The sequence below is a fragment of the Devosia rhodophyticola genome (genome assembly GCF_028816475.1).
GTDB lineage: Bacteria > Pseudomonadota > Alphaproteobacteria > Rhizobiales > Devosiaceae > Devosia > Devosia rhodophyticola.
Window position 1 is genome coordinate 2,576,045 of sequence record NZ_CP118247.1, and the last position, 23,067, is coordinate 2,599,111.

Annotated in this window: 23 protein-coding genes; 8 read left to right on the plus strand and 15 right to left on the minus strand. The window is 58.5% G+C overall.

All coding sequences use genetic code 11. The features are described from left to right. Positions 1-8: 8 nt before the first annotated feature. The 3 genes from PSQ90_RS12645 to PSQ90_RS12655 all read right to left on the minus strand — a co-directional run bounded on the left by PSQ90_RS12645 (position 9) and on the right by PSQ90_RS12655 (position 1,785). Positions 9-713 (minus strand): SH3 domain-containing protein, encoded by a 705-nt coding sequence (locus PSQ90_RS12645; RefSeq protein ID WP_282210653.1) that lies wholly within the window; start codon positions 711-713, stop codon positions 9-11. An 86-nt stretch (positions 714-799) separates the two neighbouring features. Beyond that, positions 800-1,192 (minus strand): acyl-CoA thioesterase, encoded by a 393-nt coding sequence (locus PSQ90_RS12650; protein ID WP_407648120.1) that lies wholly within the window; start codon positions 1,190-1,192, stop codon positions 800-802. After that, on the minus strand, positions 1,189-1,785 hold the full coding sequence (locus tag PSQ90_RS12655; protein ID WP_282210654.1) for a thymidine kinase: 597 nt from the start codon (positions 1,783-1,785) through the stop codon (positions 1,189-1,191). Before PSQ90_RS12655 ends, PSQ90_RS12650 begins: the two co-directional genes overlap by 4 nt. 350 nt (positions 1,786-2,135) lie before the next feature. Between PSQ90_RS12655 and PSQ90_RS12660 the strand changes: the two genes are divergently transcribed. Next, positions 2,136-2,537: a DUF2147 domain-containing protein gene (locus PSQ90_RS12660; RefSeq protein ID WP_282210655.1), complete on the plus strand. Its 402-nt coding sequence runs from the start codon at positions 2,136-2,138 to the stop codon at positions 2,535-2,537. Between the two features lie 3 nt (positions 2,538-2,540). On the opposite strand, the gene PSQ90_RS12665 is transcribed toward PSQ90_RS12660, so the two are convergent. From PSQ90_RS12665 to PSQ90_RS12685, 5 genes are all read right to left on the minus strand, one after another. Then, on the minus strand, positions 2,541-3,455 hold the full coding sequence (locus tag PSQ90_RS12665) for a DMT family transporter (protein WP_282210656.1): 915 nt from the start codon (positions 3,453-3,455) through the stop codon (positions 2,541-2,543). A gap of 88 nt (positions 3,456-3,543) precedes the next feature. Then, entirely contained in the window at positions 3,544-4,782 is a 1,239-nt protein-coding gene (locus PSQ90_RS12670; RefSeq protein ID WP_282210657.1) for an aminotransferase class V-fold PLP-dependent enzyme, read from the minus strand. Positions 4,783-4,975: 193 nt separating this feature from the next. Beyond that, a complete protein-coding gene (locus PSQ90_RS12675; RefSeq protein ID WP_282210658.1) occupies positions 4,976-5,668 on the minus strand; it encodes a Spy/CpxP family protein refolding chaperone in 693 nt (230 codons plus the stop codon). A 180-nt stretch (positions 5,669-5,848) separates the two neighbouring features. After that, positions 5,849-6,277 (minus strand): CBS domain-containing protein, encoded by a 429-nt coding sequence (locus PSQ90_RS12680; RefSeq protein ID WP_282210659.1) that lies wholly within the window; start codon positions 6,275-6,277, stop codon positions 5,849-5,851. Positions 6,278-6,394: 117 nt separating this feature from the next. Further along, entirely contained in the window at positions 6,395-6,694 is a 300-nt protein-coding gene (locus PSQ90_RS12685) for a hypothetical protein (protein ID WP_282210660.1), read from the minus strand. A 157-nt stretch (positions 6,695-6,851) separates the two neighbouring features. On the opposite strand from PSQ90_RS12685, the gene PSQ90_RS12690 reads away from it, so the two are divergent. The 3 genes from PSQ90_RS12690 (at position 6,852) to PSQ90_RS12700 (ending at position 9,384) form a co-directional block, all read left to right on the plus strand. Beyond that, positions 6,852-7,271 (plus strand): DUF4864 domain-containing protein, encoded by a 420-nt coding sequence (locus tag PSQ90_RS12690; RefSeq protein WP_282210661.1) that lies wholly within the window; start codon positions 6,852-6,854, stop codon positions 7,269-7,271. Positions 7,272-7,293: 22 nt separating this feature from the next. Beyond that, positions 7,294-8,115, plus strand: a complete 822-nt coding sequence (locus tag PSQ90_RS12695; RefSeq protein ID WP_282210662.1) for a hypothetical protein — start codon at positions 7,294-7,296, stop codon at positions 8,113-8,115. A gap of 66 nt (positions 8,116-8,181) precedes the next feature. After that, the gene (locus PSQ90_RS12700; protein WP_282213063.1) at positions 8,182-9,384 is read left to right on the plus strand and encodes a pyridoxal phosphate-dependent aminotransferase; all 1,203 of its coding nucleotides are present in this window, start codon (positions 8,182-8,184) and stop codon (positions 9,382-9,384) included. Positions 9,385-10,382: 998 nt separating this feature from the next. On the opposite strand, the gene PSQ90_RS12705 is transcribed toward PSQ90_RS12700, so the two are convergent. The 4 genes from PSQ90_RS12705 to PSQ90_RS12720 all read right to left on the minus strand — a co-directional run bounded on the left by PSQ90_RS12705 (position 10,383) and on the right by PSQ90_RS12720 (position 13,423). Further along, entirely contained in the window at positions 10,383-11,294 is a 912-nt protein-coding gene (locus tag PSQ90_RS12705; RefSeq protein ID WP_282210663.1) for a LysR family transcriptional regulator, read from the minus strand. A gap of 78 nt (positions 11,295-11,372) precedes the next feature. Continuing rightward, positions 11,373-12,323, minus strand: a complete 951-nt coding sequence (gene trxB / locus PSQ90_RS12710) for a thioredoxin-disulfide reductase (protein ID WP_282210664.1) — start codon at positions 12,321-12,323, stop codon at positions 11,373-11,375. Positions 12,324-12,475: 152 nt separating this feature from the next. Then, complete coding sequence (greA, locus tag PSQ90_RS12715; protein ID WP_282210665.1) at positions 12,476-12,949, minus strand: transcription elongation factor GreA; 474 nt, start codon at positions 12,947-12,949, stop codon at positions 12,476-12,478. 264 nt (positions 12,950-13,213) lie between these two features. Beyond that, positions 13,214-13,423 (minus strand): cold-shock protein, encoded by a 210-nt coding sequence (locus tag PSQ90_RS12720; RefSeq protein ID WP_282210666.1) that lies wholly within the window; start codon positions 13,421-13,423, stop codon positions 13,214-13,216. A gap of 304 nt (positions 13,424-13,727) precedes the next feature. Between PSQ90_RS12720 and PSQ90_RS12725 the strand changes: the two genes are divergently transcribed. Both PSQ90_RS12725 and ltaE read left to right on the plus strand, forming a co-directional pair. Beyond that, positions 13,728-14,651, plus strand: a complete 924-nt coding sequence (locus tag PSQ90_RS12725) for a class I SAM-dependent DNA methyltransferase (RefSeq protein ID WP_282210667.1) — start codon at positions 13,728-13,730, stop codon at positions 14,649-14,651. A gap of 60 nt (positions 14,652-14,711) precedes the next feature. Then, entirely contained in the window at positions 14,712-15,755 is a 1,044-nt protein-coding gene (gene ltaE, locus PSQ90_RS12730) for a low-specificity L-threonine aldolase (protein WP_282210668.1), read from the plus strand. Here ltaE and PSQ90_RS12735 read toward each other — a convergent pair. Next, a complete protein-coding gene (locus PSQ90_RS12735) occupies positions 15,752-16,540 on the minus strand; it encodes a sulfite exporter TauE/SafE family protein (RefSeq protein ID WP_282210669.1) in 789 nt (262 codons plus the stop codon). The two genes, ltaE and PSQ90_RS12735, sit on opposite strands and share 4 nt — an antisense overlap. A 158-nt stretch (positions 16,541-16,698) precedes the next feature. Continuing rightward, positions 16,699-20,010 (minus strand): carbamoyl-phosphate synthase large subunit, encoded by a 3,312-nt coding sequence (gene carB, locus PSQ90_RS12740; protein WP_282210670.1) that lies wholly within the window; start codon positions 20,008-20,010, stop codon positions 16,699-16,701. Positions 20,011-20,380: 370 nt separating this feature from the next. Here carB and PSQ90_RS12745 point away from each other — a divergent pair, with 370 nt between their 5' ends. Together PSQ90_RS12745 and PSQ90_RS12750 are read left to right on the plus strand one after the other, a co-directional pair. Then, the gene (locus PSQ90_RS12745; protein ID WP_282210671.1) at positions 20,381-21,205 is read left to right on the plus strand and encodes a methyltransferase domain-containing protein; all 825 of its coding nucleotides are present in this window, start codon (positions 20,381-20,383) and stop codon (positions 21,203-21,205) included. 64 nt (positions 21,206-21,269) lie between these two features. Further along, positions 21,270-21,443: a DUF1328 family protein gene (locus PSQ90_RS12750; protein ID WP_282210672.1), complete on the plus strand. Its 174-nt coding sequence runs from the start codon at positions 21,270-21,272 to the stop codon at positions 21,441-21,443. Here the strand turns inward: PSQ90_RS12750 and PSQ90_RS12755 are convergent. After that, positions 21,440-23,065: a PilZ domain-containing protein gene (locus PSQ90_RS12755; RefSeq protein WP_282210673.1), complete on the minus strand. Its 1,626-nt coding sequence runs from the start codon at positions 23,063-23,065 to the stop codon at positions 21,440-21,442. The two genes, PSQ90_RS12750 and PSQ90_RS12755, sit on opposite strands and share 4 nt — an antisense overlap. Positions 23,066-23,067: the final 2 nt, after the last annotated feature.

A 23,067-nucleotide genomic window follows, 5' to 3' on the forward strand; every position in this document is an offset into this window, starting at 1 on the left:
GGTTTTGATCAATAGACTTCAAGCGAGCTGATATCGCGATCAATCTGGCGGGCAAGGCGGCTGCGGCTGCGATTAAGGGTTTGGCAGGTGCCGAACAAGTTGCGGTCTGTACAGATGTCGACTGTGGCGCCATTGAACAGTTCGACCGAACGAATGCGATCGTTCCAATTGGGTCGCAGGGCACGAACGCTTTCGCCTTCCTCGACGCAGAAGCTGTTGCCGGAAAAATTCTGGCCGCTGTAAAAACAGGCCTGGGCGATATCATCGACGGGTGGTGGCAGGGGCACGGGCTGTGGCTGCGGACGCGGCGGACGCGGACGTTGGGGACGCTGTGGCCCGGGCTGGTTAGGCGGATTGATGCCGAAATTGAAGCTGCGCTCGCCATCGGGGCCGATCTGGATGCCGAAATTGAAACCGGGCGTGGTGGGTTGGGTCGGCGTTGGCCGTTGCGGGCGGGGCTGGCCAATATAGTCTGCTGAAACCCAACCAGCGGTACGATTGGCCGAAACATAACACCAATTGTCGCGACACTGGGTTACCTCAACACTGGTGCCGATGCGCAGCATGTCAACGATGGCATAGCTGGTGCCGGGGCCGGTGCGGACATTGACATTGGACGTGATCTGGCCGGGAGCGGCAAGAGCGGCGGCGGCGCCGGCCAAAAGGGTGGCGGTGGCTAGAATGGCAGTGATGGCGTGGCGGAAGGTTTTCATAGGATTCCCCATAGTCAGCCGCATTGTCGGGCTCTGTGCCAGATATGACGCAGGTCAGCTGAACGCTGGCTGAACAAAACCCACAATCACGCCGAAGGTATGGCGCGCTTGCTGCCGTCCTCGCCCAGCGCCACATAGACAAAGCGCGCGTCAGTTACCTTGACGCGGTCGTCGAGGCGATTGCGGCGGGCCCAGGCTTCGAGCGCAATGGTAATGGAGGTGGTGCCGACGCGCTCAACGGTTGTGTAGACGCACAGGATGTCGCCGACCTTGACCGGGGCAATGAAAGTCATGGCTTCGACGGCAACGGTCACGACACGGCCATGTGCGCGTTCAACAGCGGCGATGGCGCCGGCAATATCCATCTGGCTCATGACCCAGCCGCCGAAAATGTCCCCGGCAGGGTTGGTATCGGCGGGCATGGCGAGCGTGCGGATGGTCAGTTGGCCGGTGGGCTCGGTGCCGTTGGGTTGCATCATTCGGGTCCTTTCACGGGCCAGCGGCCAATGGCTTCTTCCCAATGTTTGCGGCACAGGGAAACATAGGCCGATTTTTCGACCGATACCTGTTCGCCTTCGGTCAGAACGCGGCCATCCAGACTCTGGCGTACCACCATGGTCGCCTTGGCGCCACAGGTGCAGATGGTGCGGATTTCGCGCAGGGTATCGGCGATAGCCAGCAATTCGGACGATCCGGGAAACAATTGTCCGCGAAAATCGGTACGCAGGCCAAAGCACATTACCGGCACCTTGAGCCGGTCAGCCACGCGGGCAAGCTGCCAGACCTGGTCGTAATTAAGAAACTGGGCTTCATCAACAAAGACGCAATCGACCTTGGCTTCGGCAATGTGATCCTTGATCACCTGATAAAGATCGACACTTTCGTCATAAAGCTCGGCGACTTCGGAAATGCCAATGCGCGAATGAATCCGACCGACGCCGCCTTCGGCATATTTGGCGCTGGTGAACAGCAGCGGGCGCATACCGCGTTCGCGATAATTGTAGGCGGCCTGCAGCAAAAGCGTTGATTTGCCCGCGTTCATTGTGGAATAGGAAAAATAGAGTTTTGCCATGTTCGTCCGCCAGCCTTGTCGGTTCTGTTATTGCGGAGCAGGGGCGAGGTGGCGAGGATAAAGCGCGTGGGTCCACAAAAAAAGACCGCCCAGGGCGCGGGCGGTCAGAGGCCGGTCAATGCCGGACAAGAGGCGGGATGGCAACCCGACCTCCTGGAAATTGCCATGCGCGGCACCTTTGGCGTGCGGGGCAGGCTTTCGATCCAGACGTCTTGGGAACGTTCAGGATCGGTTCATAAGCTAGCCATTATCTGTGACGACAGCGTGACGCCGCCGATTTGGCCGGGGGTATCATAGCGGTGCCAAAATTGGTTGCAAGATTAGCCGCCAAAAGCCGGAGAATTAGAGTGATGAAGACATTGATTATTGCCGCAATGGCCATGATGGGAATTGCCATGGCTGGCCTGCCGGTTGCGGCGCAAACACTAAACCCCGAGGGGCGCTGGGAAATTGAGAGCCGCGATTCACGTTATGACGTGAAACTGTGTGGCGATGACGGTACCAGACTGTGTGCGACGCTGGTGTGGCTGGGCAATGGCGGGGATTCGCCGGAAAATCGGCCCTATCTCAACACGATGATCTTGGACACAATTCCGCTGGTTGGCTCGGCCAAATGGCGGGGTACGCTTAGTCTTTATGGCCATCAGGCGCGCGGGACCGTGACCATGGTTGGCCCGGACCAGATGAGTTTGCGCGGCTGCTTTTTGGGGATTATCTGCCGGACCTACCAGATGTACCGCTATAACGGGTAGCGGTCAGGGGTGCATGATTTCGGCGGCGGAAACGCGAAGCCGCCGTTTTTCAAGCACTGCTGGCACGGTTTCGACCACAACAATGGCGATGAAAAGCACGCTGGCGCCGAAATAGCCGACCAGCGGCAGGCGCTCGCCCAGCACCACCGCTGCGCCAAGGGCCGCGAACAGGCTTTCGGCTGACAGGATGATGGCAGCGTTGGCCGAGGGGACATATTGCTGGCCGATGGCCTGGAAGGTGAAGGCAACGGCGGTGGAGAGAATGCCGGTGTAGGCGATCTGGATCCAGCCGGCCTGCAGCGCCGCGATATTGGGTTGTTCAAGCACCAGAGCGAAGACGAGCGCCATCAGGCCCGCCGCTAGAAAGCTGATGGCGGACACATAAATCGGCAGGCCGGTGGCGCGGGCAATGTAGCCGAGCATGAGCACGTGACAGGCCCAAAAAACTGCGCTGAAGACGATGATGCCGTCGCCGAGGTTGAAACTGTCGAGGCCGCCACCGTTCAGATAGTAAATACCCACCAGTGCCAGCGGTACGCAAATCAGCACCACGGGATGTGGTTTGGTGCGCATGACGATAAAGGCGATAGCTGGCACGAAGAACACATAAAGCCCGGTGAGAAAGCCGCCATTGGTGACGGTTGTCGAAATCAGGCCTTCCTGCTGCAGCCATGAGCCCAGGAAAAATACCACGCTCAGGACCATGACCAGACCCCAGTGGCGAGGCGACAGCGGGGTTTTCTTGCGCTTATGCTCGAACAGGGCCAACGGCATGATGACGAGGCCGCCCAACAAATAACGGGCGGCGGCAAAGGTCAGCGGTCCCATTGAATCCATGGCCGACTTTTGCGCCACGAAGGCAAAACCCCACAGCATGGTGCAGGCAAGGAGCAGGAGGGTGGCAAGAGGGCGGGTCATGGCGGCTCACATAACAGACATGATTGGCTGTAGAGCACAGATCGACATTGAATTCCAAGCCTCCCATGCTCCCAAATGAAACGTTGATCTAGGCGAGTTCGGCTTCGAGCGCGCCGATCAACTGGTCGATTTCGGCCGGGGTGGTGTAGTGGGTAAATGACAGGCGCAGAACGCCATGGTCAGGCGCAATCCCGAGGGCTTCAAGCAGGCGATAGGAATAGAAATGGCCAGCACCAGCCATGATGCCATGCCGGGCCAATCGCGTTGCCACGTCGCGACCCGGTTCGCGCAGGACCATTGAAATGGTTGGGGCGCGGTCGGCGGGATTTTTCGGGCCAATCAGGCGTACCGAATTTTTGTTGGCCAGATAGTTCAGCAACGGCGTTGCCAGCGCGATTTCCTGGGCACGCATGGCGGTGTGGGCGCGGCGGAACGGGTTTTCGCCCGTAATGGCGGGATCGGCCAGTCCGGCGACGGCTTCGAGATAATCAGCGATACCAGCGCATGCGGCGATCTGGGCATGGTCGGGGCCAGCGGGCGTCAGGCGGTAGCGGGGCTTGTCATTGTTGAAATAATGCCCCTGATTGGGCAATTGTGCCGCCAACTCGGGGCGAATGGCCATGACGCCCTGATGCGGCCCATAAACCTTGTAGGCGGAGAAAAAATAGATATCGACGCCGAGCGCTTGCAGATCGGGCAGGCCGTGGGGGGCGTAACTGACGCCGTCGATGATTGTGAGGGCGCCTACAGCCTTGGCGCGGGCGGCAATATCGGCGACCGGATTGATTTCACCAACAATGTTGGAGCAGTGCGGCGCGGCGATCAGTTTGACGTCCTTGTCGAGCAAGGCATCCAGATCGACCAGATCAAGGTGTCCGGTCTGGGGATCGACTTGCCATTCGCGCACGATGATGCCGCGATCGGCCAGGCGTCGCCAGGTGCCGGTATTGGCCTCATGGTCCTGATTGGTGACGATGATGACGTCGCCGGGCTTGAGCCAGGCGCCAAAGGCCTGACCGAGCACATAAGTGTTGGCGGAACTGGAGGGGCCGATGTGGATCCAGTCAGGGGAGACATTGAAGGCCTCTGCCATGCGCTCAAAGGCCAGATCCATGGCCTCGCTGGCGACAATTGAGGCGGGAAAGACTCCATAGGGCTGCACCTTGGTGCGGCGATAATAGCCTTCGAGACGATCAAGCACCTGCCGGGAAGTGTAAGAGCCGCCCGCACATTCGAAAAATGCCTGACCGGCCAGAGACGGTTCGTCAAATGACGGAAAATTGGCGCGAACGCGGGCAGAATCGAGCGGTAGGGAGGAAAGGGGCATCGGTTGGTTCCATTGAGCAGTTACCGATTGGTAATCGGTGTGTCCGAATGAGGCAACCCAGATGCAGCGATCCCCGGCCGTTGAGGGCCGAGGACCGTTATGCGCGCTGGCTGAGGGGGAGGTTCAGCGCGCGCAGGGTGACGGCGTGCCGGGTCCGCAGGAGGGACGGAACCGGCAGCCGAACTATTGTCAGTTAGCCGTTGATGACTGGGGCATCAGTGGGGGCTACGGTGTTGGTGACTTCGGGCGCACCGCGACGGTCACTGTCATGCTGGCGGTTGCGGTCCTCGTGGCGCTGGTTGCCATCGCCGCGACCCATCTGGCGGCCGTTTTCACCGGCACGGCGTTGGGGCGCAAGCTTGGTTTTCTGTTCGTCGGTCAGGCTATCGGCGAAGGCCTCAAGCCGTGGCAGCACTTTGGTCAGTGCATCGGCATGGGCGGTTTCAATCGCGGCGCGAGATTTGATCCTGTCAACCATATCGGGTTGCGTGTTGGCATCGGCGGCGGGTCGGGCAGCGCTGACTGTGGCGGCGAAATTGCCTTGAGCGGCCAAAGCCGTGGTCTTTAGATCGTCCAGCAAAGTCTTCTGCTGATCGGTCAGATCAATGGCGTGGGATATTTTGACTACCGCAATTTCAATGCCTTCGGCGCCGCGGCGGAAGTTGAGCAGGCCACCGAGGGCACCGCCACGGGCGTTGCGATTGGCCAAGTTGCCATGTTGACGCTGGCCATTGCCGCGCTGGCCCATATCAGCCATTTTGGTGTTGTCGCCAGCTTTGGTCTGGGCGACGGGAGTTGCCGACTGGGCGGCGACTGGGGCGACGGCGGAAAGGCCTAGTGCAGCTGTCATCAAGGCAATGATGGCGGTTGAGTGAATGGTCTTCATCGGGGTCGTTCCTTTGCATGGGATGCTGGACTGTCCAGCACGAGAACGACCTTAGCGGGGACAAGCTATACCCAGCCTTGCGGCCAGATGAAGGTTTGGAAAGGATGGTAAGGTGACGGACGCAAAACCCCGGTCAGCGCCGCTGGCGCTGGGGGAAGTGATTGCGCGCCGATCCCCGGATCAGGAGGCGATATAGTCGCGCAGGGCTTCGGCGTCGCGTTCAGCCTGTTCGATCTTGAATTTGACCACGTCGCCAATCGAAATGATGCCGATCAGCTTGCTGCCTTCAAGCACCGGCACGTGGCGAATGCGGCGACTGGTCATGCGCTCCATCACCTCATCGATGCTGGTGTCGCGGGAGCAGGTGACGACCGTTGAGGTCATCAGGGCTGATATTGGTTTGGTCAGGGAATCGGCGGGCTGTTTGCCCAGGTGACGCACAAGGTCCCGTTCGGAAAAAATGCCCATTACGGAGCCGTCGTCTCCGGCAACAATGACCGCGCCGATATTGTGGGTGTTGAGCATGTCAACGGCGTCGGCCACGGTGGCGCTGGCAGGAAGAGTTTTAACGTCGCTGCCCTTGGCGCCCAGAATGGTGTCTACAAGCATGATGCAATCCTCCACATGTTCATCAAAGAGTTTGCACCGCTATCGGCCCATCGGCAAGCCCAATGCAAAAAGGGCTGGCATGGCGCCAGCCCAGTATTAATCCATGGAGTTTGGAGGTCAGCCCTCGCCCTGTCCTGGTTTCCAGTATTGGCGGACATTGCGCGGGGCAGGCGCCTGTTTGGGAATAGCGCCGCGCCAGCTTATGCGCGCGACTTCAAACAGGATTGCGAACACCAGCATGGTCAGCGGCACCATGAATGCCGCGATCTGGGGATCGATGGTTCGGGCGAGGCTGGCGGCGCTGGCAGGTGTAACCCCAACCAACAGCGCCATCACGGCACCACAAACAACGAGCGCAGACGAGGCAATGGCGTAAAGTTTGAAACTTTTGCGCTGACCAGACGTAGATTTGTGCATGGGATCGTCTCAACTTGCGTTCACAATGATGCCATCTAACGCTGCAAATGCGGATGGAGTTTGTGTCGAACGGGGTGATGCGCGTACCATTTGAGGGCAAAACTGTGGCAGAGCCCACCGTTGGAGCCGTTCAGACATCAACTGGCAGGAGGCTGGGATGCGTTACGTGCTTGCAATTGCATTGATGCTATTTTCTTTTTCCGGATTAGTATTGGCCCAATCCACAACGGATGACACGCCCTGGCAGGCGGTGGTCACTCAGCAAGTTGAGGCGTTTCGGTACGGTGACAGTGCTGCTGCGCTGGCGGTGGCGGGACTCAAGTTCAAGGAAAGTTTCGCCAATCCTGACGATTTTTACGCCGCAATCGAGCGCTCCGGCTACGCGCCGATCATAAAATCGCGCTCGCACAGCTTTGGTGATTTCCAGAAAATCAGCGATGCGCTGGTTGTGCAGGTGGTCAAGTTTGTCGGCCCCGACTATGGGCTCTATGAGGCGCTTTACCAGATGGGCAAGGAAAGCGATGGCTGGCGCGTGCTTGGGGTAGCGCTGAAGCGTGAGCAGGGGATTGGCGCGTGAGACGCGCTCGAATGGAGACGTCATGAAATTGCGGATTGCGGGGGCGCTAGTGCTGTTGGCGTTGAGCGCGGTTGGCATCAAGGCACAGGCGCGGTTGCCCGATGGCGACGTGGCCGCGGCGCGTGGACAGGGGGCTGTCAGGGCGTGGTATGCCAACCCCACGGATCGCTATGATCACGGGATATTGGGCGATGCCATCGAGGCAGGAAGCCTTGTGGCGGAGGATGCTGGCGGGCAACGCTATCAACTGGATTTGCCGCAATCCCAGGTTTTTGAAGATATTACGCCACGGTTGGCGGATCTTGATGGGGATGGGCGCAACGAAGTCATCGCCATCCGCACCACGATCAAGGCTGGTGCAGCGGTTGCAGTTTATCGGATCGGCGCATCTGGCCTTGAGGGGGTGGGCGCAACGGCCCCGCTGGGGCGGACGCATCGCTGGCTCTCGATTGCCGGGATTGCTGATTTTACCGGTGCGGGCGGGGCGCAGATCGCGATTGTCAAAACGCCGCATATAGGGGGAATTCTTGAGGTTCTGGCGCTCCGCAAGGGCAAACTGGTTTCGCTGTTTCAACCGGTCGGCGGCTATTCGAGCCATTTCATCGGTTCGCGCGATTTAAGCCTGGCGGGCGTCGGAGATGTCGATGGTGATGGGATCGCTGACCTGGTATTACCCGCTCAGGCACGCCGCAGCGTGACCGTCTTCAGCTTTGCCAAGGGCGTTCGGGCGCTGTTTGAAGCGGGCTTGCCCAGCGCCATTAGCCGGCCGATACGTGTTGACGGGGTCGGTCGGATCCGGGTGCCGCTGGAGAGCGGCAAAATTGTTGAGGTCAAGAGTCGCTGATTTGGCGGGCATAGCTTGCCCAATTTCGGGGCGCGTTCTATCAGAACCCATTATCAGGAGGCGATGATGGGTTTTTTGTCGGAAGCTTTGGGGCGTGTGGAGCCATCGGCAACCATTGCCATTAGCCAGAAGGCGCGGCAATTGGCGGCGGCGGGACGTGATATCATTGCCCTGTCGGCGGGTGAGCCGGACTTTGATACGCCCGAGCATGTGCGCAATGCGGCAATTGAAGCCATCAACGCGGGCAAGACGCGTTACACCAATGTCGATGGCATCATTGAACTCAAGGAGGCGGTTGCCGCCAAATTTTCGCGCGACAATGGGCTGAACGTAACGGCGGCGGACTGTTTTGTCGCCTCGGGCGGCAAGCAGATCATTTTCAATGCATTGATGGCAACGCTCAACCCCGGCGACGAGGTGGTTGTGCCGGTGCCGTTTTGGGTGAGCTATCCCGAAATCGTGCGCTTGTGTGGAGCCGAGCCGGTGTTTGCCGTGGCCGAGGCTTCCACGGGTTTCAAGCTGTCGCCCGAGGTTCTGGACGCAGCGATTACGCCCAAAACCAAGTGGCTCATACTCAATACTCCATCGAATCCCACCGGGGCGGCTTATTCGGCTGACGACCTGCGCGGGCTGGCCGATGTGCTGCTCAAGTATCCGCAGGTACATATTCTAACCGACGATATTTATGAGGCGCTGGTCTATGACGGGGGTGAATTTGCCACCATCGCGCAGGTGGAACCGAAGCTGATCGAACGCACCCTGACCATGAATGGGGTTTCCAAATCCCATGCGATGACCGGTTGGCGGATCGGCTATTGCACCGGGCCGCGCCCGCTGTTGCAGGCGATGACAAAGCTGCAGGGGCAGTCAACCAGCAACCCGACCTCAATTTCGCAATGGGCGGCGGTGGAAGCGCTCAACGGGCCGCAGGATTTTCTGGGTGAATGGCGCAAAGTGTTTCAGCAACGGCGCGATCTGGTGGTCAAGGGGCTCAATGCCAATACCGGGCTTGATTGCCTGACCCCGCAGGGCGCGTTTTATGTGTTTCCGTCGTGTCAGCGCCTATTGGGCAAATCCAGTGCGGGTGGCGCGGTGCTCAAGACGGACGAGGATTTTGTGATGGCGCTGCTCGAGGAGACCGGCGTGGCGCTGGTGCATGGCACGGCGTTTGGCCTGCCGGGACATTTCCGCCTCAGCTACGCGGCGGCGACGAGCGAATTGGAAGAAGCAGTACGCCGCATTCAGGCGTTTTGCGCCGGGATCAGCTAGAGCGCCCTGACACGGCCCACAAACCCATAAGGAAAGGCCTCGCCCGAGGGGATGGGCGAGGCCAAGGGGCCTGACACCTAAGCATCAAACCTTTCCGGTTCGGCGCCAATGGCTGCCGGAATGTCAATGCGACTATCGTTGAGATCGTCGTCCAGCACAAACGCGCAATCGGAAGATCAGCTATGCGGATCGAGCTGAAACAGGGCAAAAAAAAGCCCTGCTCGAAAGCAGGGCTGGTGATCGACAGAGCCGATCAAAAGTGGCGGCATCGGGCAAGGGAGGAGGATATGCCGTCTGCCGGGTGGGCCCAAGTCGAGGGAGGAGGATACGACTTAAACCCGGTCGTTGGGCAACGTGGTCCGCGGGAGGAGGATGCGGAGGACGTCGCGTCAACGTGGCCAATATAGGTTTTGACCAATCGGTCAGCAATGGGGCTATGGGTATGTCAGCCATGCGTTTTTTGCAGCGACAAGTTGTCAAGTCGCGGCGCTGGGAAGCGGGCAAAAAGAGGCTCCACTCTAAGAGTGGAGCCTGATGAGCGGCCGAAGCCAAATCTCAAGTAAAAGTAATGCGCAAGGGAGGAGGATATGCGCCTTACCGAATGGGCCTTGATCGAGGGAGGAGGATACGATCACGACCCGATGTTGCGATACAGCGACCCGAGGGAGGAGAATACGGGGCGCGTCTCAGCAACAAGTTCTAAATGGGCCACGAGGCGGAAAGTTGCAAGAGGCGGTTGGTCATGCCAGCCATGCATTTTTTGCGGGGGCTGAACTCGGGCCTGATCGCCGCAAAAGAAAAGGCCTCGTCCGAGGGGAACGAGGCCTTTTCTGTGTGGAGCAGGCTCCACAGGAGGGAACGCAACGAGCTAGAAGGGAGGGAGGGAACAGCTCGTTGTGTGACGGTGATATAGTACTGGGCTATGTGCCTATCAATTGGTCACATCGTTATGGCAGCCATGCGCTCAGTGGGAAGGTGTGCCATATTACAGGTGCTCCCTAGAAGCTCCACTCGCGGGCCTTGGCGACCAGAAAGTCGCGGAAAACCCCAACGCGCTTGGAGTTCTTGAGGGCCGGCGGATAGACGAAAAATGCTTCATATTCCGGGATCTGGATTTCATTGAAGACCTGAACCAGATTGTCTTCCTGCTCGGTAACGTAATCGGGAAGCATCGCGATGCCGGCGCCGGCGCGGGTCGCCTGCATCATGCCGTAGATGGCATTGACCTTGAGTGCGGCGCGGCGCGGGTTATTGTCGGCGCGGCCAAAGCGTTCAAGATAATTGATGTCACCCAGATAGGAGGGCACCGGTTCACCAAAACTGATGATGCGGTGATTATCGAGATCCTCGACATCCTTGGGCATGCCGTGCTCGGCAATGTAGTCTTTGGAGGCATAGAAGTGATTGTGCACGGTGAACAGCTTGCGCAGAATCATTTCGGACTGATTGGGCCGATGCAGGCGAATGGCAACGTCGGCTTCGCGCATCGCCAGATCAAGCTCGGCGTCGTTGAGCCGGATTTCAAGCTGGATCAGCGGATAAAGATTGAGGAATTCATCAAGACGCGAAGAGAGCCACGCCGAGCCGATGCCCACGGTGGTGGTGACAATCAGCGGGCCGGTGGGATCATCCTGGCTCTCCGACATCTGGGTTTCCACCTGCTGGAGTTCCCAATGCATGCGGTGGGCGGTGCGGAAGAGTTGTTCGCCCACTTCGGTCAGCACAAGACCGCGGGCGTGGCGAATGAACAGCTTCAGGCCAAGATCGTCTTCAAGCGCCGAAATCTGACGGCTGACCGCAGATTGGCTCATGCCCAGCTTTTCAGCCGCGTGGGTAAAGCTCCCCGACTCGGCAGCCGTATGGAAGATGCGGAGCTTGTCCCAATCCAGCATTTGACGCTTTCCCCTCATTGAAACGCGCCATTTTGGTACGGCGCGTCATCCCATTCTTGTTCCCGCCCTGCTTGTAACGGTTCTGGCACGAATTGGCTATTCGGCAGCTTCAGCCAATTCGTGTTCGGCCAGAAAGCGTTCGGCATCGAGCGCGGCCATGCAGCCCATGCCCGCAGCGGTTACAGCTTGACGGTATATATCGTCAGTGACATCGCCTGCGGCAAAAACGCCGGGGATATTGGTCTGGCAGGTGCCGGGCTGAACCTGCAGGTAGCCCCCCTGTTTCATGTCCAGCTTGCCCGCAAAGATTGCGGTCGCAGGTGCGTGGCCAATGGCGACAAACACTCCGTCAACGGGTTGTTCGGTGGTCTGGCCAGTGACGGTATCGCGCAGGGTGATGGAATTGACCGATGGTGGCATGGGGGCGCCGCCGATTTCGACGACCTCGGTATTCCAGCGCACTTCGATCTTGGGATTCTTGAACAGGCGATCCTGCAGAATTTTTTCAGCGCGGAATTCGTCGCGGCGGTGTACGACAATGACCTTTGAAGCAAAATTTGTGAGAAACAAGGCCTCTTCAACCGCCGTATTGCCGCCCCCGACAACAACCACCTGCTTGTCGCGGTAAAAGAAACCGTCGCAGGTGGCGCAAGCAGATACGCCAAAGCCCTGAAACTTTTCCTCGGACGGCAGGCCAAGCCATTTGGCCTGAGCACCAGTGGCGATGATAAGGCTGTCGGCGGTGTAGCGCGTGCCGCTGTCACCGGTCAGAACGAAGGGGCGCACATCCAGATCAACTGCAACGATCAGATCGTTGACGATTCTGGTGCCGACATGTTCGGCCTGCTTTTGCATCTGTTCCATCAGCCAGGGGCCCTGGACGACATCGGCAAAGCCGGGATAATTTTCAACATCGGTGGTGATGGTAAGCTGGCCGCCCGGCTGCAGGCCCTGGATCATGAGGGGTTCAAGCATGGCGCGAGCCGCATAGATGGCAGCCGTGTATCCGGCGGGACCTGAACCGACAATGATGACTTTCGCGTGCATCGCAACGCTCCCAGAATAACAAGAATTCCCTTCCCGCCAATAAAGAGGGGAAGGGAGGATGATTCAAGATAAAGTCGCGATCTTGCGACATTGTGACGGCGTAACGCACCGAAAAGTCGCGTTGAGGCAGCTATTTTCCCAAAGATCAGGCGCTAGAGGTACTTGACCTTGATGATCTCGTAGCTTCTTGCCCCGCCGGGGGCGGAAACCTCGAACGAATCGCCTTCTTCCTTGCCAATCATGGCGCGAGCGATGGGCGAGGAAATCGAAATGCGGCCAGCGCTGGCGTCAGCTTCGGGATCGCCAACGACCTGATAGGTTTTTTCTTCCTCGGTGTCCTCATCAATATAGGTGACAGTGGCACCAAACTTGACGCTTTTGCCGCCAAGCCTGGACACATCAATGATATCGGCCAGCGCCAGGGTGGATTCCAGCTCCTGAATGCGGCCTTCGTTGAGGCTTTGCTGTTCCTTGGCAGCCGAGTATTCGGCATTTTCGGACAGGTCGCCATGCGCACGTGCCTCGGCAATGGCCTCGACGATGCGCCGGCGCTCATGGGCCGTGCGGTGCTCATATTCAGCACTGAGGGCTTTGTGCCCCGAAATCGTCATTGGAATTTTTTCCATTTGTCTGGCCTCCATCGGCACGCATACAGGTTTACTTCCTGCCAAATTCCGTTCGGCATCACCGCGACGATATTTTTGGGGGAAGTTTTAACTAGACTGCCCGCCCAAACCGTTTCGGTCAAGCGGGCCCATACGACACAAGGTGGGGATTTGCTCTGGACTTACAAGAGGCGACGATTTTACCCCCGCTCGTACCAGTAGCTCCGGATATGGTTCGGGCGCGACGCTGCAGTGGCCGCGCCCGAACCGATGTTGTCAGTGTGATCAGGAGGCCGTCAGATTGTCGGCGGTGGATTTACCCGTCCGCTTGTCCTGAACGATCTCGTAAGTCACCTTCTGGCCCTCGTCGAGCCCGTTGAGGCCCGACCTTTGAACCGCAGAAATATGGACAAATACGTCCGCCCCGCCCTCGTCAGGTTGAATAAATCCGTAGCCCTTTTGACCGTTGAACCATTTTACGGTGCCAGATGCCATGATGCGCGTTCCCTCGTGCAGTCTGCTGTATGGCGACTAAAAACATACTGTTTTCAATCGGTTATCAATCGAAATTCGCTAATCACTTCAGCAGGCAGACTATTCGTCAACACGCCTTTGTCGATTGGTCGCAAGTTCCGACCCTAAATTTCTAGCTTGAAATATAACGTTCATCAATATGGCACATTAAACTTGGCCGATGAGTCGTTGGATGGGGGATGCAAGATGGTGCTTGATTTTGCCTGCGGAATAGTGGAAATGGCGATGCCGGTGTCTGACCGGTTTTTTCCCGGACAATATCGTCTTGCTCAAGGCGTTTTTATCATCTGGCGATATGATCGCTGATCGGCGGGCGGATCGCGCACGTCAGTATGCCGACGACGGCGACTATGCCGCAGCAGCTGAACTGATGGAGCAGGCGCTTGGACTGACGCCCTATTGGGCTGCCGGATGGAGCCTGTTGGGTGATTTTCATGAAAAGGCGGGCGCGATATCAAACGCGATATCGGCCTGGCGTTCGCTTGAGGCGCACGACGATGAGGGGCTGTTCGGCGCCAAGTTGAAACTGGCGGCCTATGGTGCGGGCAGTGCCGAAAAGGGCACAGCGATCAGCTATGTCGAGGCATTGTTTGACCAATATGCGCCGCATTTTGAAACCGCGCTGGTGGAACGGCTGAGCTATGGCGTGCCCACCATGCTGGCCGGGCTATTGTCCGCCACCATGGCAGAGACGGCGTGGGAGCGGTTTGAGCTGGCACTGGACCTTGGGTGCGGCACCGGGCTGATGGGCGACAGGATCCGGGCCGTGGTTGGGCGACTTGAGGGCGTTGATCTGTCGGCGGCGATGATTGCCGAATGCGCGGGCAAGCAATGCTACGACGCGCTGCACAAGGGCGAACTGGTTGAATATCTCAATGGGTTTGACGGGCAGGCCGATCTGGTGACCGCTGCCGATGTCCTGATTTACTGCGGCGCGTTGCCGCCTATTTTCATAGCCGCACACAAGGCGATGCGCGCGGGCGGGCTGCTGGTGTTTTCGCTCGAAGAGCATGAGGGCAGCGAAGCGCTATTTCTACGACCATCGCTGCGCTTTGCCCATAGTGTCGAGGCAACGCGCATCGCGTTGCTGGCCTCGGGATTTGAAGTGCTGCGGCTTGAGCGGGATACGCTGCGTCAGGATCGCGGCGCGCCGATCAAGGGCATGCTGATCGTGGCGCGTCGGCTTTGATTTTTGACTGAAAGCCGGGGTGGCTTTGGCGATTGGTTGGGGGTATCCCAAGGCGGTATTTTGTTTCTGAAGGCCCGCCACATGCATCCGATCCGCCATGATTTCCGTTCTGACACTGTTACCCGCCCAACCCCGGCAATGCGGGCGGCGATGGCTGAAGCCGACGTCGGCGACGATGTTTATGGCGAGGACCCAAGCGTCAATGCCCTGCAAGAGCGGGTGGCAGCAATGTTGGGCAAGGCGGCGGGGCTGTTTGTCCCTTCGGGAACGCAATCGAACCTTTTGGCGCTGATGAGCCATTGCGAGCGGGGCGACGAATATATCGTGGGTCAGATGGCTCATTGCTATCGCTGGGAGGCGGGCGGGGCGGCCGTTCTGGGTTCGATCCAGCCGCAGCCAATTGCGCATCTGGCCGATGGCACCATGGCACTGGCCGACATTGAAGCCGCCATTAAATCCGACGATATGCATTTTGCCCGCACGCGATTGATTGCGCTGGAGAACGCTTTTGGCGGCAAGGCATTGCCAATGTCCTATATGGAGGTGGTCGCGGCGTTGGCGCACAGCAAGGGGCTGGCGCTGCACCTCGATGGGGCGCGGGCTTTTAACGCCAGTGTGGCACTGGGCGTTGACATTGCCCAGATGGTGGCGCCCTTCGATACGGTGTCGATTTGTCTCTCGAAGGGATTAGGGGCGCCGGTTGGCTCAGTGTTGGTTGGGGCGCGGGCGCAGATCGACAAGGCGAGACGGTTGCGAAAAATGCTGGGCGGGGGAATGCGGCAGGCCGGAATTTTGGCGGCAGGTGGGCTATATGCGCTTGCGCATAATATCGACCGCCTGGCGGAGGATCATGCTCGGGCCAAAAAACTGGCGCTGGGATTGGACCAGTTCGCCGAATTGAATGTTGAAATGCCTGATACGAATATCATCTTTGTGCGCACCGAGCCCGACCTCGGTGAGCGGTTGGTGGCATATCTCGGGGCAAGGGGGATTGCTGTTGGCGGGCTTTATGGCACCCAGCGCTGGGTCACGCATCTTGACATTGACGAGGCGGCGATTGAGGCGGCGTTGGATGCGGTTGCTGGCTTTTTCGCCCGAAACTAGGAAAAAATCAGGCGAGTGCCGACCAGTACCAGGATGCAGCCGAGAAGCACGCGCAGCAGCGCCTCATTGACGCGTGGCGCGAAATGGCTGGTGATCAGCACGCCGGGAATGGAACCGATCAGCAACGAAACCAGCATGTTCCCGTCGATCGAGCCGATGGCCCAATGGCCCATACCGGCGACCAGCGTCAAGGGTACGGCGTGGGCAATGTCGGAGCCGATGATGCGGACTGTGGGCATTTTGGGGTAAAGCAGCATCAGGGCGACAACGCCTCCGGCGCCGGCGCCAACCGAGGAAATCGAGACCATGATGCCGATGATGAGGCCGGTCAGGAGCGTCAGCACGGCTTGTCGCTTTATGCCCATTTCGGGACGGCCGGCGGCCAATTTTATCAGTTGTGGGCGGAAAAACATGCTGAGAGACGTCAGGAGCAGCATGACACCCAAGGCAATGGAGATGACGCGCGAGACGTCATCATTTTGAATACCGGTTTTGGAGAGCAACCAGACGGTGATGATGGCGGCGGGGACGCTGCCGCTGGCCAAAAGGCCGACGATGCGCCAGTCAATGACCTGATTAAAACCATGGGCCAGGGTGCCAGCAGATTTGGTGGCGGCGGCATATAGCAGGTCAGTGCCGACGGCAGTGGCGGGGTGAACGCCAAACAGAAGGATCAGCAGCGGGGTCATGAGCGAGCCGCCGCCGACGCCCGTCAGCCCGACAATGGCGCCGACGACCAGGCCCGAAAGCGTATATAATGGGTCGATAAAGCCGAAAAGCGCCATGAAAACCCTCGCCGCCGCGTTCGCATCAAACTAGCATATTCGGGAAATGGCGCAGGGGCCAAATGGGAAAAGCAATTGCGTTGGCCGCGTCGGGAGAAGGATCTTCATCCTCCCGACGGGCGCTTTTGCGCACATTACGGTTCTCGCCGGTCGACCGACTAATCTAGGAAATAGTCCTGCAATGGCCGTACGTTGAGGTTGCCATGTTGGTAGGCGATGATGCCATTGATAGCGGCAACCGCGCCGGGGATTGTGGTGTAGTAGGGGATTTTTGCCAGTAGCGCGGTGCGGCGGATGTCGCGGCTGTCGGAAATGGACTTGGCACCATCGGTGGTATTGATCACCAGCTGGACGCCGCCGTTTTTCATCGAGTCAACGATGTGCGGACGACCTTCGAGCACCTTGTTGATCTTGGTGGCGGGGACGCCGTTTTCGACCAGATATTTCTGGGTGCCGCTGGTGGCCAGGATATCAAAACCTGCCGCAACCAGATGGCGGATGCTATCGACAATATTTTCCTTGTCGGCATCGCGCACCGACACAAAAGCAACGCCCGAGGCGGGCACCTTGTAGCCAGCACCCATCTGCGACTTGGCGAAAGCCATGGCGAAATCGGTATCGAGGCCAATGACCTCGCCGGTCGATTTCATTTCCGGGCCAAGCACGGTGTCGACGCCAAGGAAGCGATTGAATGGGAAGACGGCTTCCTTGACCGCGATGTGCTTGAAGTTCTTTTCGACCAGACCAAAACTGGCCAGCGATTCACCGGCCATGATGCGGCTGGCGATCTTGGCGATGGGCTGGCCGATGACCTTGGCCACGAAGGGCACGGTGCGGCTGGCGCGCGGATTGACCTCGAGCAGGTAGATGATGCCGTTCTTGAGGGCATATTGCACATTCATCAGGCCGCCAACCTTGAGGGCGAAGGCAAGCTCTGCGGTCTGGCGCTTGAGCTCGGTGATGATTTCGGGGCTGAGATTTTGCGCAGGCAGCGAACAGGCGCTGTCGCCTGAGTGAATACCGGCCTCCTCGATATGCTCCATGATGCCGCAGACAAAAACATCCTTGCCATCGCACAGGCAATCGACGTCGATTTCAATGGCGTCGGAAAGATAGCCATCAAACAGCAGGGGGTTGTCCGAGAGGACCGAATTGATCTGGCCGGTCTTGTCGTTAGGGTAGCGGTGCAGGATATCGGGTGGCACCAGACCGGTCAGCGTGTCCTGCACATAGCGCTCAAAATCATTGGCCGAATGGGCGATGGCCATGGCGCGGCCCCCTAGAACATAAGAAGGGCGAATGACTAACGGATAGCCCAGCCGCTCGGCAACAAGTCGAGCCTGTTCAAGGGAATAGGCGATTCCGTTCTTGGGTTGAGTCAACTCGAGCTTGTTGAGCAATTTTGAAAACAGGTCGCGATCTTCGGCCAGATCAATGGCATCGGGCTGGGTGCCAAGAATGGGCACACCGGCCTTTTGAACGGCTTCGGCCAGATTGAGCGGTGTCTGGCCGCCGAACTGAACGATGACGCCGAGCAGCGTGCCCTTCTGCTTTTCGATTTCGAGAATTTCGATGACGTCTTCTTCGGTCAGCGGCTCAAAATAGAGGCGGTCGGAGGTGTCATAATCGGTCGAAACGGTTTCGGGATTGCAGTTGACCATGATCGTTTCATAACCTGCATCGGACAGCGCGAACGCGGCATGGCAGCAGCAATAGTCGAACTCGATACCCTGGCCGATGCGGTTGGGGCCGCCACCAAGAATAACCACCTTCTTGCGCTCGGAGGGAAACGCCTCGTCGGCCAGCCTGCCGGCAAATGGGGTTTCGTAGGTCGAGTACATATAGGCGGTGGGGGAAGCGAATTCGGCGGCCGAAGTGTCGATGCGCTTATAGGCGGGACGCACGTCGAGGGCGCGGCGCAGCTTGCGCACGTCGCTGGCATGCTGGCCGCAGAGGTCAGCCAGACGCGCATCGGAAAAGCCCATGGCCTTGAGGCCACGCAGGGCGGGCGCGTTGTCGGGCAGACCGAGTTTGCGCACCTTGGCCTCGGTATCGACGATGCCCTGCATCTGCTCAAGAAACCAAGGGTCGATCTTGCAGGCTTCGTGGATGTCCTCAAGGCTCATGCCAAGGCGCATTGCTTCGGCAACGTGGAGCAGGCGATCTGGCGTCGGGGTGCCGATAGCAGCCTTGATGGCGTTCTTGTCTTCGCCTTCGCCCAAACCGGGAATGCCAATTTCATTGAAACCGGTAAGGCCGGTTTCAAGCGAACGCAGGGCCTTTTGCAGGCTTTCCTGGAACGTGCGGCCAATGGCCATGGCTTCACCGACCGACTTCATGGCGGTGGTCAGGCGATTGTCGGCACCGGGGAATTTTTCAAAGGCAAAGCGGGGAATTTTTGTAACGACATAGTCGATGGTGGGCTCAAACGATGCCGGGGTGGCGCCGCCGGTGATGTCGTTTTCCAGTTCATCAAGCGTATAGCCAACCGCGAGACGCGCGGCGACCTTGGCGATGGGAAAGCCAGTGGCTTTTGAGGCCAGCGCCGAAGAGCGCGAAACGCGCGGGTTCATTTCAATAACGACCATGCGCCCGTCAGCCGGATTGATGCCGAACTGCACGTTGGAGCCGCCGGTTTCCACCCCGATCTCGCGCAGAACCGCCAGCGAGGCGTCGCGCATGATCTGATATTCCTTGTCGGTCAAGGTCAGGGCCGGGGCGACAGTAATGCTGTCGCCGGTGTGCACGCCCATCGGATCGACATTTTCAATCGAGCAGATGATGATGCAGTTGTCCTTCTTGTCGCGGACAACTTCCATTTCAAATTCTTTCCAGCCAAGAACTGATTCCTCGACCAGAACTTCGTTGGTGGGGGAGGCGTCGATACCGCTTTCGCAGATGGCCAGATATTCTTCGCGGTTGTAGGCGATGCCGCCGCCGGTGCCACCAAGGGTGAAGCTGGGGCGAATGATGCAGGGTAGGCCGATGACTTCGAGCGCCTGAAGCGCTTCAATGGTATTGTGCGCCAGCATTGAGCGGGGCGTATCCAGCCCGATCTTTTTCATGGCGTCGCGGAACAGTTCGCGGTCTTCGGCCTTGTCGATGGCGTCGGCGGTGGCGCCGATCATTTCGACATTATATTTTTCGAGAACCCCCATCTTGCGCAGCGACAGGGCGCAGTTCAGTGCTGTCTGACCACCCATGGTGGGCAGGAGTGCGTCAGGGCGTTCCTTTTCGATGATCTTGGCGACAACTTCGGGGGTGATCGGCTCCATATAGGTGGCATGGGCCAGATCGGGGTCGGTCATGATGGTGGCAGGATTTGAGTTGACCAGAATGATCCGGTAGCCCTCTTCCTTGAGCGCCTTGCAGGCCTGCGTGCCTGAATAATCGAACTCACATGCCTGTCCGATAATGATCGGTCCGGCACCGATGATGAGGATCGATTTGATGTCGGTGCGTTTTGGCATGGCTCACTCAATTTCGTTGTCGAGGCGCGGCTTGGTTGTCGAGGCGCGGCCGCGGCGCAGGAGAATCGCCGGGCCAGATTAACCGCCCTGCGTAAACCCGCGTGGCATCTGGCGCTGCAACACGTGTGTCAGGATTGGGCATGGTGGTTAAGTGGGCTGTCTAACGGAAGAGCAGCGCAAAGGGAAGGGGGCGCGGGCCGCGTTTGGCGCTTTGCTGTTAGTGCGCCGGGTGACGGGCAACATTTGATCAGTTGTGCCCGCACGAATTCGATTGTCGGCTGCGATGGCAGAGCGCAAGGATAATATTGAGGTCCGCCCATCGCGACAAGGTTGTCGTGGGGATATTCAGGGCGCGATGGAGTGTCTGGAAATGGCGCTGTCGGTTCAGGAACATTACGGCTCATCCTACATTGTTGAAAAAATTCTGGTGGCGGTGCCCTGGTCAAAGCAAGACGGGCGCAAACTCCACGCCGAGGCGCTTTATCCGTTTGATCAGTTTCATGGTCGGGAATTGTTGGCCACCCAGGAACATGCGCGGCGGCTGGAGCCGGGCGCTGGCGAGCATATATTGGATGTGGGGTCTGGCATTGGCGGGCCAGCGCGTTATATGGCCAACACCTATGGTTGCCGGGTAAGCGGCATTGATATTACCGAGCGGTTTGTTGCGGCGGCTAATGAACTGACGGCCTTGTGTGGCATGGAGGGTCAGGCAAGCTTTGCGCGCGCGGATGCTGCGGCGCTGCCATTTGACGATGATGTTTTCGAGCACGGCTATTGCTTTTATGTCGGCATGAACTTGCCGGACCGGGCAAAAGTGCTGCGTGAATGCGCGCGGGTCGTGCGGCCAGGTGGGCGCTTCGTGTGGAGTGAAGCTGTGCTGAATGAGGGTAATCCGATCTATCCATTGCCGTGGTCATTGACGGCGGAAGGCAGCCATCTCGTCGGTAAGGAGGCCCTGGTTGCCTTGATTGAAAAGGCGGGCTTTGAAATTTTGACGGTCGCGGATGAAAGCGCGGAGCAATTGCAATTGGCCGCGAAAATGAAAGCCGCGGGCAAAAGCCTGTCGAGCGGTCAGCATCAGGCCAATGAGGTGGTTTTGGGGCCTGACTTTGCCGAACGCCGGGCCAACTATATCCAAAGCCTTGGCCGTAATTGTCTGGCGGCACTGGTGATTGTGGCGCGGGTGGCAAAGTAAAGGGTGGGAACCAGCGGCGCGACACCTCGTTGTGATCCGAGTTTAATCACAGGAGCGTCACACCATGTTCGGTCTGCTGATAACGTTGATCATTATTGCCCTGATTGCCGGGGCCCTGGGTTTTTCCGGAATTGCCCGGGGCGCGGCGGGCCTGGCAAAAATTGTCTTTGTTCTGATGCTCGTTGCCATTGTCATCATGCTGATCTTGGGGGCAATGGGACTGGCGGTAATCTTTTAACGTAGTGTTTCGAGCAGGGAACTATCCTCAAGTGGTGTCGCCAAGGCGGCACCGGCAGTTTCGGGGAGCTGAATTTCCAGAAATCGAACGGCGATTCCAGTCTCGGAAGCGCGCACGACTTCAGCCGCAATCGAGCCTATGGCCACGATTGTGCCCGGGCTCGGGCGCTGGGAGGTGACGATTGCGGCGCCCGAAGCTGACACATTGAGAATGCGGCATTGGGTTGGACGCCCGCCGGGCACGGTTAAGGTTGAATTGGGATTGCGCGGAGCAAAGCGGGTGTGTGATCGCAGGCTTTTGGTGCTGCCTGACTGGCGCAGGCGGGTAACATTTTCGCCAAAGATCGGATTGAAACGGGATTCGGGGCGGGGTGAGGACACTGTGGGGTGCACCGCAGCACCGCCGATATATTCGATACCGGCTTCGTAGGCCATGATGGCGCGGCCCATGGTATTTGCACCATAGGCAAAGCTGTGCAGCCCCTTGCTGGTGGAGAGGCGGGCAAACCGGAGCAAGTCGCGGCCAAGATCAGCGTCATCGGCAGCCTGCTCGGCGATGTTGATCGAAACACCCCAGATCAGCCTAAGCAGTTCTGCATCAAGTCGCGGATCTTGCGGGGTCGTTTGCAAGATGATGGTTTCGGTTATCTGGCGGGTCAGAGTTACGATATCACGCAGGGTTTCGGTCGATCCGGTGGCCGGGATGCCAACAATGTCGAGCGTGATAAATTTCTTGTAGTCGGGCGGCAGTTGGGACGCCAGCTTAAGAAAATCCTCGGCATGCTTGCCGCTCAAGGTCAAATAGTTGACCGGGACGATGATGCCGGCGCGCTTGAGCACCTTGAGCGCGTCATGCAGGCCTTCAATGGATTTGGTGTACAGAACGCTGTCCAGTCGCGCCAGGACTTCAATGAGGCTTTCTGCTTCATCAATTTCGCTGATGCGACGGGCAGTTACAGATCCGGCTACCGGGTCGAGCAAACAACGGTTGCTGGTATGGCCATAGTCCTGGGAAGACCAGATTGGTTGGTAGAGCGCGCCGACGTGCAACAGGTTGGGAATGTTGCCATGGCGACCGACGCTGGCCTCGGCGCGAATGCGCTCCAGCGAATTTTGTAAGACCTGAGCCGGGTCTGCGGCGTTGCGGATGGGTTCAACTTCAACCCGGGAAACGAAAGTGTCGACTTGGCGCGGGCCTTCCAGATCAAGCAATTCGGTGAGCAGGCGCACTTCGATGGCACTCGAAATACGCTGAGCGCACATATGTGCATAGTCTTCGTCGGTTGAATCAAAGCAGATTAGATAGCCGTTTTCACCGTCGGGCTTATAAATGTCATCGGGGCCGATGAGGGAGTCTATTTCGGTTTCGGCAATGGCGGCAGCGCGGTCGGCGACAACTTGCCATTTATCGCCAAGCCGCTGTTTCAAATCGGCAAAGCCAACAAACTGCACCGATCCGGCCAACAAAGTCGGCGAGGCGAGCTCTTCCATGTGGCCGACAATGCGGCGGATGCCGTCTGCGTAGGCATTCGAGATCGATCTGGCCGCCTTGCCGCCGCCGCTAGGGGCACTCTTACCCATTATCAGCTCGGCTACTTTGCCAAACAGGGAACTGGCGGCCATTT

Coding starts and splice junctions, on each gene's coding strand:
- carB (WP_282210670.1), bottom strand. CDS start 20,010: ATGCCAAAACGCACCGACATCAAATCGATCCTCATCATCGGTGCCGGA.
- PSQ90_RS12750 (WP_282210672.1), top strand. CDS start 21,270: ATGTTCGGTCTGCTGATAACGTTGATCATTATTGCCCTGATTGCCGGG.
- PSQ90_RS12665 (WP_282210656.1), bottom strand. CDS start 3,455: ATGACCCGCCCTCTTGCCACCCTCCTGCTCCTTGCCTGCACCATGCTG.
- PSQ90_RS12705 (WP_282210663.1), bottom strand. CDS start 11,294: ATGAGGGGAAAGCGTCAAATGCTGGATTGGGACAAGCTCCGCATCTTC.
- PSQ90_RS12695 (WP_282210662.1), top strand. CDS start 7,294: ATGAAATTGCGGATTGCGGGGGCGCTAGTGCTGTTGGCGTTGAGCGCG.
- PSQ90_RS12685 (WP_282210660.1), bottom strand. CDS start 6,694: ATGCACAAATCTACGTCTGGTCAGCGCAAAAGTTTCAAACTTTACGCC.
- PSQ90_RS12720 (WP_282210666.1), bottom strand. CDS start 13,423: ATGGCATCTGGCACCGTAAAATGGTTCAACGGTCAAAAGGGCTACGGA.
- PSQ90_RS12680 (WP_282210659.1), bottom strand. CDS start 6,277: ATGCTTGTAGACACCATTCTGGGCGCCAAGGGCAGCGACGTTAAAACT.
- PSQ90_RS12675 (WP_282210658.1), bottom strand. CDS start 5,668: ATGAAGACCATTCACTCAACCGCCATCATTGCCTTGATGACAGCTGCA.
- PSQ90_RS12745 (WP_282210671.1), top strand. CDS start 20,381: ATGGCGCTGTCGGTTCAGGAACATTACGGCTCATCCTACATTGTTGAA.
- PSQ90_RS12660 (WP_282210655.1), top strand. CDS start 2,136: ATGAAGACATTGATTATTGCCGCAATGGCCATGATGGGAATTGCCATG.
- greA (WP_282210665.1), bottom strand. CDS start 12,949: ATGGAAAAAATTCCAATGACGATTTCGGGGCACAAAGCCCTCAGTGCT.
- PSQ90_RS12690 (WP_282210661.1), top strand. CDS start 6,852: ATGCGTTACGTGCTTGCAATTGCATTGATGCTATTTTCTTTTTCCGGA.
- PSQ90_RS12645 (WP_282210653.1), bottom strand. CDS start 713: ATGAAAACCTTCCGCCACGCCATCACTGCCATTCTAGCCACCGCCACC.
- PSQ90_RS12735 (WP_282210669.1), bottom strand. CDS start 16,540: ATGGCGCTTTTCGGCTTTATCGACCCATTATATACGCTTTCGGGCCTG.
- trxB (WP_282210664.1), bottom strand. CDS start 12,323: ATGCACGCGAAAGTCATCATTGTCGGTTCAGGTCCCGCCGGATACACG.
- PSQ90_RS12700 (WP_282213063.1), top strand. CDS start 8,182: ATGGGTTTTTTGTCGGAAGCTTTGGGGCGTGTGGAGCCATCGGCAACC.
- PSQ90_RS12670 (WP_282210657.1), bottom strand. CDS start 4,782: ATGCCCCTTTCCTCCCTACCGCTCGATTCTGCCCGCGTTCGCGCCAAT.
- PSQ90_RS12655 (WP_282210654.1), bottom strand. CDS start 1,785: ATGGCAAAACTCTATTTTTCCTATTCCACAATGAACGCGGGCAAATCA.
- PSQ90_RS12755 (WP_282210673.1), bottom strand. CDS start 23,065: ATGGCCGCCAGTTCCCTGTTTGGCAAAGTAGCCGAGCTGATAATGGGT.
- PSQ90_RS12650 (WP_407648120.1), bottom strand. CDS start 1,192: ATGATGCAACCCAACGGCACCGAGCCCACCGGCCAACTGACCATCCGC.